The sequence below is a fragment of the Rhodobacter maritimus genome (assembly GCF_058747975.1).
Genome location: NZ_CM179095.1, coordinates 833,194 through 845,613, shown reverse-complemented (window position 1 = coordinate 845,613; position 12,420 = coordinate 833,194). Strand labels below are relative to the sequence as shown.

Annotated in this window: 12 protein-coding genes; 10 read left to right on the top strand and 2 right to left on the bottom strand. The window is 67.2% G+C overall.

All coding sequences use genetic code 11. The annotated features are described in order from the left end of the window. Nucleotides 1-41: 41 nt before the first annotated feature. Nucleotides 42-494 carry a nucleoside deaminase gene (locus AC4PTO_RS04245; RefSeq protein WP_492732204.1) on the bottom strand — a complete coding sequence of 151 codons (453 nt, stop codon included), beginning with the start codon at nucleotides 492-494 and terminating at the stop codon, nucleotides 42-44. 101 nt (nucleotides 495-595) lie between these two features. On the opposite strand from AC4PTO_RS04245, the gene AC4PTO_RS04240 reads away from it, so the two are divergent. The 9 genes from AC4PTO_RS04240 (at nucleotide 596) to AC4PTO_RS04200 (ending at nucleotide 10,995) form a co-directional block, all read left to right on the top strand. Further along, nucleotides 596-1,939, top strand: coding sequence for a pseudouridine synthase (locus tag AC4PTO_RS04240; protein ID WP_492732202.1), 1,344 nt, complete (start codon nucleotides 596-598; stop codon nucleotides 1,937-1,939). Nucleotides 1,940-2,193: 254 nt separating this feature from the next. Next, complete coding sequence (locus AC4PTO_RS04235; protein WP_492732200.1) at nucleotides 2,194-3,108, top strand: 5-bromo-4-chloroindolyl phosphate hydrolysis family protein; 915 nt, start codon at nucleotides 2,194-2,196, stop codon at nucleotides 3,106-3,108. Nucleotides 3,109-3,525: 417 nt separating this feature from the next. After that, nucleotides 3,526-4,716: a toxic anion resistance protein gene (locus tag AC4PTO_RS04230; protein ID WP_492732198.1), complete on the top strand. Its 1,191-nt coding sequence runs from the start codon at nucleotides 3,526-3,528 to the stop codon at nucleotides 4,714-4,716. Between the two features lie 71 nt (nucleotides 4,717-4,787). Further along, a complete protein-coding gene (locus tag AC4PTO_RS04225; protein ID WP_492732196.1) occupies nucleotides 4,788-5,711 on the top strand; it encodes a DUF2927 domain-containing protein in 924 nt (307 codons plus the stop codon). Nucleotides 5,712-5,723: 12 nt separating this feature from the next. After that, on the top strand, nucleotides 5,724-6,848 hold the full coding sequence (locus AC4PTO_RS04220; RefSeq protein ID WP_492732194.1) for an SPFH domain-containing protein: 1,125 nt from the start codon (nucleotides 5,724-5,726) through the stop codon (nucleotides 6,846-6,848). Between the two features lie 12 nt (nucleotides 6,849-6,860). Next, the gene (locus AC4PTO_RS04215; protein WP_492732192.1) at nucleotides 6,861-7,973 is read left to right on the top strand and encodes a TFIIB-type zinc ribbon-containing protein; all 1,113 of its coding nucleotides are present in this window, start codon (nucleotides 6,861-6,863) and stop codon (nucleotides 7,971-7,973) included. 84 nt (nucleotides 7,974-8,057) lie between these two features. After that, a complete protein-coding gene (locus AC4PTO_RS04210) occupies nucleotides 8,058-8,981 on the top strand; it encodes a carbohydrate kinase family protein (protein ID WP_492732190.1) in 924 nt (307 codons plus the stop codon). Beyond that, on the top strand, nucleotides 8,978-9,427 hold the full coding sequence (gene dtd, locus AC4PTO_RS04205; protein ID WP_492732188.1) for a D-aminoacyl-tRNA deacylase: 450 nt from the start codon (nucleotides 8,978-8,980) through the stop codon (nucleotides 9,425-9,427). Before AC4PTO_RS04210 ends, dtd begins: the two co-directional genes overlap by 4 nt. A gap of 242 nt (nucleotides 9,428-9,669) precedes the next feature. Next, on the top strand, nucleotides 9,670-10,995 hold the full coding sequence (locus AC4PTO_RS04200; protein WP_492732186.1) for a DEAD/DEAH box helicase: 1,326 nt from the start codon (nucleotides 9,670-9,672) through the stop codon (nucleotides 10,993-10,995). 28 nt (nucleotides 10,996-11,023) lie between these two features. Here AC4PTO_RS04200 and AC4PTO_RS04195 read toward each other — a convergent pair whose 3' ends face one another. After that, entirely contained in the window at nucleotides 11,024-11,491 is a 468-nt protein-coding gene (locus AC4PTO_RS04195; RefSeq protein WP_492732184.1) for a hypothetical protein, read from the bottom strand. Nucleotides 11,492-11,824: 333 nt separating this feature from the next. Here AC4PTO_RS04195 and AC4PTO_RS04190 point away from each other — a divergent pair, with 333 nt between their 5' ends. Then, nucleotides 11,825-12,406: a thymidine kinase gene (locus tag AC4PTO_RS04190; RefSeq protein ID WP_492732183.1), complete on the top strand. Its 582-nt coding sequence runs from the start codon at nucleotides 11,825-11,827 to the stop codon at nucleotides 12,404-12,406. The last annotated feature ends 14 nt before the right edge of the window (nucleotides 12,407-12,420 follow it).

The following is a 12,420-nucleotide window of genomic DNA, read 5'->3' as shown; positions in this document are numbered from 1 at the left end:
GCCCCCGGACCCCCGGGATATTTATGCAAAGATGAACGGGATCAGCGTTTTTCCTGAAAGAAGTCTTTCAGCAGGCGCTCGGCCTCGGCGGCGTTGATGCCGTCATAGACCTCGGGGCGGTGGTGGCATTGCGGATGCGCAAAAATCCTTGGCCCCTGCGCGATCCCGCCGGATTTCGGGTCCGCAGCGCCGTAATAGATCCGCGCGATACGGGCATTGGCAAGGGCGGCCGCGCACATCGGGCAGGGTTCGAGCGTGACATAGAGATCGTATCCGGGCAGCCGTTCGGACCCCGCCGCGGCACAGGCTGCACGCAGCGCGAGGATTTCGGCATGTGCCGTGGGATCGTTCAGCTCGCGGGTGCGGTTGCCCGCGCGCGCCACAACCTGCCCGTCCGGGGCGATCACGGCCGCGCCCACCGGCACTTCGCCCCGCGACGCGGCGGCGCGCGCCTCGTCCAGCGCGATCTCCATATAACTTGTGAAACGGCTCATGACATCTTTCATGACGGCGCCGCCCGGCTTGTGCAAGATGCTTCCCCTTGCGCGCGCTTCGCGCTAGAGAGGCTCCTTGCACCCGCCCACAGGAGCCCGACATGGCCGCCGACGACACATCCCCCGCCACCGAACGCATCGCAAAGGTCATCGCGCGGTCCGGCGTGGCCTCGCGCCGCGATGCGGAGAAGATGGTTCTGGCCGGGCGCGTGGCGGTGAATGGCAAGGCGATCCTCAGCCCCGCGCTCGATGTCGGGCCGAAGGATCGGGTGACGATCGACGGCAAACCCATCGACGCGCCGCAGGAGACCCGCGTCTGGCTGTATTACAAGCCTCTTGGCCTTGTGACCACCGAGAAGGACGAGCAGGGCCGCCGCACGATCTTTGACGAAATGCCCGAGGGCATGCCGCGGGTGCTGAATGTCGGGCGGCTCGACCTCAATTCCGAGGGGTTGCTTCTGCTCACCAACGATGGCGGGCTCAAGCGGCGGCTCGAACTGCCCGAAACGGGCTGGCTGCGCAAATACCGCGTGCGCGTGAACGGGCGCCCGAACGATGCCACCTTCGATCCGCTGCGCCGGGGCATCACCATCGAGGGCGACGAGTTCCAGCCGATGGAGGTGACGCTGGACCGCCAGCAGGGCGCCAATGCCTGGCTGACCGTCGGCATCCGCGAGGGCAAGAACCGCGAGATCCGCCGCGCGATGGCGGCTGTGGGGCTGGTGGTGAACCGGCTGATCCGGGTCAGTTACGGCCCCTTCCGCCTTAATACCATGAAGCCCGGCGATGTGGTCGAGGTAAAGCGGCGGATCCTGCGCGACCAGCTTGGCGGCCTGTTCGATGGCGACTCGGACGGCGCTGAAAGCCGCCCTGCACGCAAGCCCTATGCGCAGCGCGGGGAAGGAGACCGGAAACCCTTCGCCCGGCGGGAAGACGGAGAGCGCAGGCCCTATGCCCGGCGGGAGGACGGGGATCGCAAACCCTACGCCCGGCGCGAGGATGGAGAGCGTAAACCCTATGCCAAGCGTGAGGACGGGGATCGCAAGCCCTATGCCCGGCGGGAGGACGGGGACCGTAAACCCTATGCCAAGCGCGCGGGGGGCGATGATCGCAAGCCGCGCTGGTCGGACAAGGGCAAGCCGCAGGCGCGCGCCGAGGGGTTCCGCTCACATGCGGACCGCGATGACCGGGACGGGGCCGGTCGGCCGGCTGGCGGCAAGCCGCGGGCGACGGGCAAGCCCGCCCCTTCGGGCGCGCGTGGCAAGCCCGAGGGCGGCGGCAAACCGGGGGCAAAACCCTTCGGCAAATCTGCCGGATACCGCTCGCATGGCGGCAAGCCGGGTGACGGAGCGGGCGGGCGCTCGGCCGGGTTCAAATCACATCGTGGCAAGGATGGCGGCGCGGGCAAGCCCGGCGGACGGCCCAAGCCGCGCAGCTCTGAATAGGCGCGGGACGGGGCCTGCATGAATTGCGCTCCGCCCTTCCCGGCGGAAATCGGCGCATGCCACTGGAAGATGGGCGTTTTCGTGCTTATAACACGGGAAACGTGCTTATAACACGGGGAAGGCGGGGCGTTCAGACCCGCGCGGACCATCGGGGGCCTCATGTCTCAATCCGCTGTCAGGCGCATCTCCTTTTACCTGCTTCTGGCGCTGACCCTGTCGGTCGCGCTGACCGGCAGCGTCTGAAAGGCAGAGCGATGGCCCAACGTTTCGGCGGAAAATACAGCCCGCCCCCCGGCAGAACCGATCGCACGGACCCGCCGCTTGCGGGGCGCGAGATCCCGGCAGAACTGGCCGTGGCGCCGCTGCGCCACCCGCATGAGGGGCGCCCCTTCTGGGTTGTGCTTTGCGCGACACCCTTCCTTCTTGGCGCATTCGGCGACGGGCCGGTTTCGCTTGTCCTCAGCCTTGGCGCCTTTGCCGGGATCGCGCTGTCCTCGTTCCTCACGCGTGAGGGGCTTCGGGCGCAAGTGCAATATGAGGCGCGCCGCACCGCGCGCCGCCCCGCCCTGCCGCGCAAGGCGCTTGGCGCCCTGATCTTCGCGCTGTCGCTTGGTGCGGGGGCCTGGCTGACCTCCGGGCCTGTGGGCGCGGCGATCCTGGGGCTTGTGGGCGGCTTCGTGCATATGCTGACCTTCGGCCCCGACCCGATGAAGGACAAGGGCATGGAGGGGATCGACCCCTACCAGCAGGACCGCGTTGCCCGTGCCATCGAAGAGGGCGAAAAGCACCTTGCCGCGATGAAGGATGCCATCGCCCGCGCCCGCGACCGTCAGCTTGAGGCGCGCGTGGCGCTGTTTGCGGCCAGTGCGCGCAACCTCTTCGAGGCGGTCGAATCCGACCCCTCGGACCTGACGGCGGCGCGGCGCTACATGGGCGTCTACCTGATGGGCGCGCGCGACGCGACGGTGAAGTTCGTCGATCTGTGGACGGCCACCCGCGACAGCAAGGCCCGCACCGATTACGAGGCGCTGCTGAGCGATCTTGAGCGCAATTTCAACGCCCGCACCCGCAGCCTGATCGAAAACGGGCGCGAGGGGCTGGACGTGGAAATCGACGTGCTGCGCGAGCGTCTTGCCCGTGAGGGCGTGCGCCTTCAGAACGGCGGTTAGCCTCCGTTCCCCGAGGGCAGGCGCATCGACATCGGGAATCGGACCATTCGGGGACAGCACCGGCCGGCAGATCGAATCGCAAGCCGCCCCTGTTGCAGGCGGAACCGGCGGGTTACGGGCTAAGTTGGGCGATCTGCGCGACATGGCCGGACCCGGCGGTCCCGCCTGCCGGGCCTGCGCGCCTGCCGGCCCTGAACTTCGGGCGCCGGAACGCATCGCCGGGAAAGTTTCGGTTGTCCTTGCCGCCGGGCCGAACGAAGATGCGCTTGGCAGCCTTGGGCCGGATGACGATGGCGGCGCAGGGCTGTGTGAACAGGCTTCGGGCCGCGGCGTCACGCGAACCGGGCAGTAAATGGGTATGTTGGGCGACAGGCCGGCACAGAGGCGCCGGGCATCGTCGCCGCGAAAGGAATGGCGATGACCGAGACCACCCGCGAAAAGGCTGCACTGGCCCTGGCCGAAATCGAAAGCGTGAGTGCGGTGATCCTGCCCGAGCCCGAGGATGCGGGCGCCGTGGTGGCACTGGGCGAGGCCGACCCGGCCAAGGCCGAGGCAATCCGCACCCGCATGGCCGAGTTGGACATGAGCGATACCGGCTCGATCGTGCAGTTCGGCTCGCGCGCGCAGGCCGAGTTGCAGACGATCAGCCAGGAGATGCTTTCGGGCGTCAAGAACAAGGATGTCGGCCCCGCCGGCGACAGCCTGCGCAACATCGTCACCACGATCCGCGGCTTCTCGGTCTCCGAGCTTGACGTGCGGCGCAAGCGCAGCTTCTGGGACAAGCTTCTGGGCCGCGCGGCGCCTTTCAGCAAGTTCGTCGCCCGCTACGAAGAGGTGCAGGGCCAGATCGACAAGGTCACCGACGATCTTCTGAGCCACGAGCACAAGCTGCTCAAGGATATCAAGTCGCTCGACATGCTCTATGACAAGACGCTCGATTTCTACAACGAGCTTGCGCTTTACATCGCCGCGGGCGAGGAAAAGCTGCGCGCGCTGGACGCGACCGAGATCCCCGCGCTCGAGGCTGCGGTCGAGGGCGCGGCCGAGGAGGCCAAGGTCATACGCGCGCAGGAATTGCGCGATCTGCGCGCCGCGCGCGACGATCTGGAACGCCGGGTGCATGACCTGAAGCTGACGCGGCAGGTCACGATGCAGTCGCTGCCCTCGATCCGGCTGGTGCAGGAAAACGACAAGAGCCTGGTGACCAAGATCAACTCGACCCTCGTCAACACCGTGCCGCTGTGGGAAACGCAACTGGCGCAGGCGGTGACGATCCAGCGCTCGGCCGAGGCCGCGGGCGCCGTGCGCGAGGCCAACGACCTGACCAACGAGCTGCTGACCGCGAATGCCAGGAACCTGCGCGAAGCCAACCAGATCGTGCGCGAGGAAATGGAACGCGGTGTGTTCGACATCGAGGCGGTAAAGACCGCCAATGCCGAACTGATCGCCACGATCGAGGACAGCCTGCGCATCGCCGACGAGGGCAAGCGCAAGCGCGCCGCCGCGGAAGAAGACCTGCGCAAGATGGAATCCGAACTGCGCGAAACGCTTGCCTCGGCCACCGCCCGCGCGGACAAGACCGGCGCCACCATCGGCGGTTCCGTCTGAACATGGGGCGCGGCCGGACCTCTGCCCATCCCAAAGGCGGGCACCTGTCGCGGGTGGCGGGGGTGTGGGGCATGTGCCTGATGCTGGCGGGATGCGTGGCCGACGGCTCGGGCCTTGCCCCGGCCTCCACGCCGCGCCCGGTGCCCGCCCCCTCGGGCGGGATCGGCAACCCGCCGCCCGTCGCGCCCTCGGCCCAGTCGCAGGCGATGCGCACCTATTACGCGCAGATCCAGGCGACGCTTCTGGATCAGGGGCTGTTGCGCCAGGATGTCGCCCCCCGCGATGCCCCTTTCGGCGCAAGGCAGTTGACCGAGAATTTCATCCGCATCGCGCTTTACGACGAATATACCAGCGCGGGCGGCAATATCGTCGCGCGGCAAAGCCCCAGCCATCTGCGCCGCTGGGGCGGGCCGGTGCGCATGTCGGTCGAGTTCGGGGCCTCGGTTCCGCTTGCGCAGCGCCGCAGCGACAGCGCCGCGATATCCTCTTACGCCGGGCGTCTGGGGCGCGCGACGGGGCATTCGGTCCGCTTCGTGCCCTCGGGCGGGAATTTCTCGATCTTCGTGGTGAACGAGGACGAACGCCGCGCCCTTGCACCACGGCTGCGCGAACTGGTGCCGGGGATCGACGGCGCCTCGGTGCGCGCCATCACCGACCTTTCGCCCGCAACCTTCTGCGTGGTCTTTGCCTTTTCCGAGGGGCAATCCTCCAGCTATACCCGCGCGGTCGCGGTAATCCGGGGCGAACATCCCGACGCGCTGCGCCTGTCATGCCTTCACGAGGAACTGGCGCAGGGCATGGGCCTTGCCAATGACAGCCCGCGCGCGCGCCCCTCGATCTTCAACGACGACGAGGAGTTCGCCCTGCTGACCCGGCATGACGAAATGCTGCTGAAGATCCTTTACGACCCACGTCTGACACCGGGCATGACCGAGCGCGACGCGCGCCCCGTCATCGAAACGATTGCCGCCGAAATGCTTGGCGGAGAAAGCTGAAGGAGGCCAATCATGGGCATTCTCGATTTCCTGACGGGCGAGTTCATCGACGTCATCCACTGGACCGACGACACCCGCGACACGATGGTCTGGCGCTTCGAGCGCGAGGGGCACGCCATCAAATACGGCGCCAAGCTGACCGTCCGCGAAGGCCAGGCGGCCGTTTTCGTGCATGAAGGCCAGATCGCGGATGTGTTCGGACCGGGGCTTTACATGCTGGAAACGAACAACATGCCCGTGCTGACCACGCTTCAGCACTGGGACCACGGCTTCCGCTCGCCCTTCAAGTCCGAGGTCTATTTCGTCAACACCACCCGCTTCAACGACCTCAAATGGGGCACGCGCAACCCGATCATCGCGCGCGATCCGGAATTCGGCCCGGTGCGGCTGCGCGCCTACGGCACCTATTCGATGCGCGTATCCGAGCCGGCGCGTTTCCTAGCCGAGATCGTGGGCACGGATGGCGAATTCACCGCCGACGAGATCAGCTTCCAGATCCGCAACGTGATCGTGCAGGAATTCTCGCGCATGATCGCGGGATCGGGGATCCCGGTGCTGGATATGGCGGCCAATACGGCCGATCTGGGCAGGCTGGTGACGAAGGCCATCACCCAGACCATCGCCAATTACGGGCTGTCGATCCCCGAATTCTACATCGAGAATATCAGCCTGCCGGCCGAGGTGGAGGCCGCGCTCGACAAGCGCACCTCGATGGGGATCGTGGGCGATCTGACGCGCTATGCGCAGTTCAACGCGGCCGAGGCGCTTGGCGCGGGCGGGGCCGCGGGCAGCGCGATGGGCGCGGCCGTGGGCGCCGGGATCGGTATGGGCATGGGGGCAGGCTTCGGCCAGCAGATGGCACAGCCCGGCCCCTGGGGCGCGGCCCCGGCCCCCGCCGCCGTAACGCCGCCGCCCCTGCCCCCGGTGGCCGAGAAGGTCTGGCATATCGCGCAGGGCGGCCAGGCGCAGGGCCCCTACGGGCGCGGCCATCTGGGCCGGATGGTGGCCGAGGGCGCTTTCACGCGCGAAACGCTGGTCTGGACGCCCGGCCTCGATGGCTGGAAACCCGCCGACGAGGTGGCCGAGCTGGCGCAGCTTTTCACCATCGCGCCGCCCCCGCCCCCCGCCGCGGGCTAAGCCGAAAGCACCATGGCTGGGCCACGCGACGAACATCATTATCCGTGCGAATCCTGCGGCGCGGATCTGCGCTTCTCTCCGGGGGAGACGCGGCTGGTCTGCGACCATTGCGGCCATGTCCAGGACATCCCCCGCGCCACCGGGCGCGGCGTCGCGCATCTGCACGAGCTGGACCTGGAAACCGCGCTGCGCGCCGAGCTTCCCGAACCCGAGATGGAAGAGCGTCAGACGCTTTCCTGTCCGAATTGTGGTGCCCAGTTCGACCTGGAGGGCGAGCATCACGCGTCGGAATGTCCGTTTTGTGCAACTCCGGTCGTGGTGGATACGGGCAGCCGGCGGCTGATCAAGCCCCAGGGCGTGATCCCCTTCGTCCTCCCCGAGGCGCAGGCCCGCGCGGCGCTTGGCAACTGGCTGGGGCGGTTGTGGTTCGCACCCTCGGGGCTGACGCAATATGCCCGCAAGGGGCGGCGGATGCGCGGCGTCTATGCCCCGTTCTGGACCTTCGACGCCAGCACCCGCTCGGCCTATGCCGGGCATCGGGGCGATTACTATTACGAAACCCGCACGGTCAATGTGCGGGTCGACGGGCGGACCGAGCGGCGCACCCAGCAGGTGCGCAAGGTCCGCTGGCACCGCGTTGCCGGCCGTGTCGCGCGCGCCTTCGACGATGTGCTGATCTATGCCGCCCGCTCGCTTCCCACGCGCTATACCGACGCACTGAAACCCTGGGATCTTTCGGCGCTGCGCCCCTACCGCCCCGACTACCTGTCCGGCTTCGAGGCCGAGGGCTACACGGTCGAGCTGCGCGAGGGGCACTACCTTGCGCGGGCCGAGATGGCCCATGTCATCGCCTCGGATGTGCGCCGCGACATCGGCGGCGACGAGCAGCGGGTAGACCGCATCGACACGGATTTCTCGGACGAGACGTTCAAGCATGTCCTGCTGCCGGTCTGGACCGCCGCCTACAAGTATCGCGGCCGCAGCTTCCGCTTCGTGGTCAACGGCCAGACCGGGCGCGTGCAGGGCGAGCGGCCTTGGTCGGCCTGGAAAATCGCGTTTGCGGTCATCGCCGTTGCGATCATACTCGCCATTGGCGCCTATATCGGCCAGATGCAGCAGGGATAGGCCGTTTTCCCCCTGTCGCGGCATTGCCGGAAAGCTCGGCGGCATGTATGGCGTTAGCGATAACGGAAAGAGGCGGGAGGCCCCATGATCCTGTGTTGCGGTGAAGCCCTGATAGACATGCTGCCACGCGAAACCCGCGCGGACGAGGCCGCCTTTGCCCCCTACCCGGGCGGGGCGGTGTTCAACACCGCCATCGCGCTCGGGCGGCTCGGCTCCGAAACCGGGTTCTTTTCGGGCCTGTCGCGCGACCTGTTCGGGCAGATGCTGGAAAGCGCGCTGAAGGTCTCGGGGGTCGACGCCCGCCTTGCGCATCGCTCGGACCGGCCCACGACGCTGGCTTTCGTGACGCTGCGCGACGGGCAGGCCTCTTACGCCTTCTATGACGAAAACACCGCCGGGCGCATGCTGAGCCCCGCCGACCTGCCGGACCTGCCCGCGCGGGTGCGGGCGCTGTTCTTCGGCGGCATCTCGCTTCCGGTCGAGCCTTGCGGCGCCACCTACGAGGTGCTGATGCTGCAAGAGGCCCCGCGCCGCGTGACGATGCTCGACCCCAATATCCGCCCCGGTTTCATAAGCGACGAAGGCGCCTATCGCGCCCGGCTGGCCCGGATGATGGCGGTGGCCGATATCGTGAAACTGTCGGACGAGGATCTTCGGTGGCTGGAGGGGGACAAGCCGATCGACGCGGCCGCGAAGGGGGTTCTTGCTCGCGGGCCGAAGCTGGTTTTCGTGACCGAAGGCGCGCGGGGGGCGCACGGGTTTTCCGCCCGGCATGCGGTTTTCGCGCCAGCCCAGGCGGTGAAGGTCGTCGATACGGTCGGTGCAGGCGACACGTTCAACGCGGGCGTCCTGAACGCGCTCGACCGCGCCGGGGCGCTGGACAAGCGCGCGCTTGAGGTGGCGGACGACGCGTTGATCCGCCGCGCGCTGGAACGCGGCATCGCGGCCGCGGCGGTCACGGTCGCACGCGCGGGCGCCAACCCGCCATGGGCGGAGGATCTGGCATGAGGGCCCTGATCCAGCGCGTCACACAAGCCAGCGTCACCGTGGACGGGCGCCGGACTGGAGAGATCGGCCCCGGCCTTCTGATCCTTGTCTGCGCCATGGCCGGCGATACCGGGGCCGAGGCGCAAAAGCTGGCCGCGCGCATCGCCAAGCTGCGGATCTTCAAGGACGCGGCGGGCAAGATGAACCTGTCGGTGCGCGATACCGGCGGGGCGGCGCTTGTCGTCAGCCAGTTCACGCTGGCCGCCGATACCTCGCGCGGGAACCGCCCCGGCTTTTCCACTGCCGCGCCCCCGGCCGAGGGCGAGCGGCTGTATCTTCTGTTCTCTCAGGCGCTGCGCGACGAGGGCCTTGCCGTCGCCAATGGCGAATTCGGGGCCGACATGGCGGTGGCGCTTGTGAATGACGGGCCGATCACGATCTGGATGGACACCGCCGAACGGGCCTGACCCTTCGCGCAAATCGGTCAAGAGCCTTGACTTTTCCCGCCTCAGGGCGCATGTGCCACTCACCCGATGTCCGCTGCCGCGTGAGCAGCCACGCCCCGAATGGCGCCCGACGCGGGGAAACGGTTCCCAAATCACGCGGGGGTCCAGCAGGCCGGTGGCCCGCACCCGCAAGAGACCGTCCCCTTTTCGAAGGGGCGTGATGAATTTCGCCATGCGAAGTCATGGCTGTGAAGGACAGACTATTGGAAAACTTTGAAAACCTTGGCCTGGCTCCGGCCTTGCTGAAAAATCTGGACGCGCTTGGGCTGGTCAAACCCACGCCGATTCAGGCCCAGGGCATCCCGCATATCGTCAAGGGGCGCGACCTGCTTGGCCTGGCGCAAACCGGAACGGGGAAGACCGCGGCCTTCGGCCTGCCGATGCTGACCCAGATCCTGGCCTATGGCAAACGCCCCGCGCCCAAGACCGTGCGCGCCCTCATTCTTGCCCCCACGCGCGAGCTGGCGACCCAGATCCACGATAACCTGACCGCCTTCGCCGCCGGCTCTCCGGTGCGGATCTTCCGCGTCGTGGGTGGCGCGTCGATCAATGTGCAGGCCGAGCGGCTGGCCAAGGGCACGGATGTCCTGATCGCCACGCCCGGGCGGCTTCTGGATCTGCTCGACCGGCGCGCGCTGACGCTGGCGGAAACGAAATACCTCGTGCTGGACGAGGCAGACCAGATGCTCGACATCGGCTTCATTCACTCGCTGCGCAAGATCGCCAAGCTGATCCCCGCGGAACGCCAGACACTCCTGTTTTCGGCCACGATGCCCAAGCTGATGGAGGAACTTGCCGCAAGCTATCTGACCGATCCGGTGCGGGTGCAGGTCGCGGCCCCTGGAAAGGCGGCCGAAAAGATCGACCAAGGCGTGCATTTCGTCTCGCAGGGCGACAAGGCGACGCTGCTGGCCGAATACCTCTCGCGCCACCCCGGAGAGCTTGCCGTCGTGTTCAACCGCACCAAGCACGGCTCGGACAAGCTGGCGAAGCTTCTGGACAAATGGGGCTTCTCGGTTACCGCGATCCACGGCAACAAGTCTCAGGGACAGCGCGAACGCGCCCTTGCCGCCTTCCGCGCCAGCGATGTCGAGGTGCTCGTCGCCACCGATGTGGCCGCGCGCGGGCTCGATATTCCGCTGGTCGCGCATGTCTACAACTACGACCTGCCCAACGTCCCCGAGAACTATGTCCACCGCATCGGCCGGACCGCCCGCGCGGGCCGTGACGGGCGCGCGGTCGCCTTCTGCGCACCGCTGGAAATGGGCGATCTGCGCGCCATCGAAAAGGCCATGAAAGCCCAGATCCCCGTCATCGGCGGAGAGCCGCATTCCACCGCGGCCACGCAGGCCGCAAAGCCCGGCCAACGCCCCGGCCGCAATCGCGGCGGCAACGGCAAACCCGCCGCACGCCCTGCAAAGCCGGTCGGCGCCCCCAAGACGGCCAAGGCCGGTGGCGGTGGCGGTGGCGGCGAAGGGCGTCCGACCCGGCGCCCCGCCCGCAAGGGCAAGCGCACGCAGACGGCATAAGCGAAGGGCGCCCCGCGGGGCGCCCTGTTCAGTTCTGGACGGTCTCGTCCTCCAGATGCAGCTTCATATCCAGCAAGACCCGCTGGATCGCCTGCGTCTCGGCCAGAAGGCGCTTGGCCTCGTTTATGGTGATCTTGCCGTCCTGGATCGACTGGTGATACTCGCTCATCAGCATGGCAAAGCGCTGACTCAGCGCCACGACGTCGGAGTTGATCCCGCCCGAGGGCGCGACGTTGCGTCGCTCCTCGTCATAGGACAGGGTGATCCCGCGCAGATCCGCCAGCGCATGGGTGACATGGGGAAACCGTGCCGCCGTCTCAAGCCGCGCCACCACGTCGATCGGCATATAACGATCGCCATGCGCCGGATCGTTGGAATAATACCGCCCCAGCGTCGCCTTCGACTTGCCCGAAACCTCGGCCGCGGCCTCGACGCCCACATCCTTCACCAGCGCCTCTGTGTGCTTCTTCAGATAGCTGCCGATCTTGTCCGTCACGCGCCGCACTCCGCATACATTGCACTCTCCGGCGGGGAAATCATGCCGGTCTTTCCCATTAATCACCCGCCAAGAGTTTGTCATTCATAAATTGTTCCGTAACCCGGAACGCGTAAAGAGTAACCGGTGACCCAGCGTCGGTAGAGTAAGGCCCCGCATTCCCGCCGCTTGGGATGGCAGGGCGGTGCAGACCGCAGTCGTGTGGTGGCCGTTTTTTATAACGATTTTCATGGTGTCTTGTTGATGGTCATCCCCGGCAGACCACGTCTGCCGGGGAATTCCAACAGCACCGGGGCTTGCGCAATCCGGACAAGGAAACGATAGTCGCGCGCCATGGCAAAGCTATATTTCCACTTCAGCACGATGAATGCCGGCAAAAGCACGATCCTGCTTCAGGCCGCACATAACTACCGCGAACGCGGGATGGCCCCCTACCTGGTGACCGCGCGCCTCGACGACCGCGCCGGCCCCGGCCGCATCGCAAGCCGCATCGGCATCGGGGCCGAGGCCGATACCTTCGATGCCACGACCGACATGTTCGCCCTGCTTTCCGCCCGGCTGAAGGCCGGCCCCTGCGCCTGCGTCTTCCTCGACGAGGCGCAGTTTCTCAGCCACGAACAGGTCTGGCAGCTTGCGCGCGCCGTCGATGACATGACCCTGCCGGTCATGTGCTACGGCCTGCGCGTCGATTTCCGGGGCGAGCTGTTCCCCGGCTCGGCCGCCCTCCTCGCCCTCGCCGACGAAATGCGCGAGGTCCGCACGATCTGCCATTGCGGAAAGAAGGCGACGATGGTCGCGCGCAAGGGGGCCGACGGCCGCTTCGCCCGCGATGGCGACCAGATCCTGATCGGCGGCAACGAATCCTATGTCTCGCTGTGCCGCCGCCACTGGCGCGCGGCCGTGGGCGCCCCCTGATCCATCTTCATCTT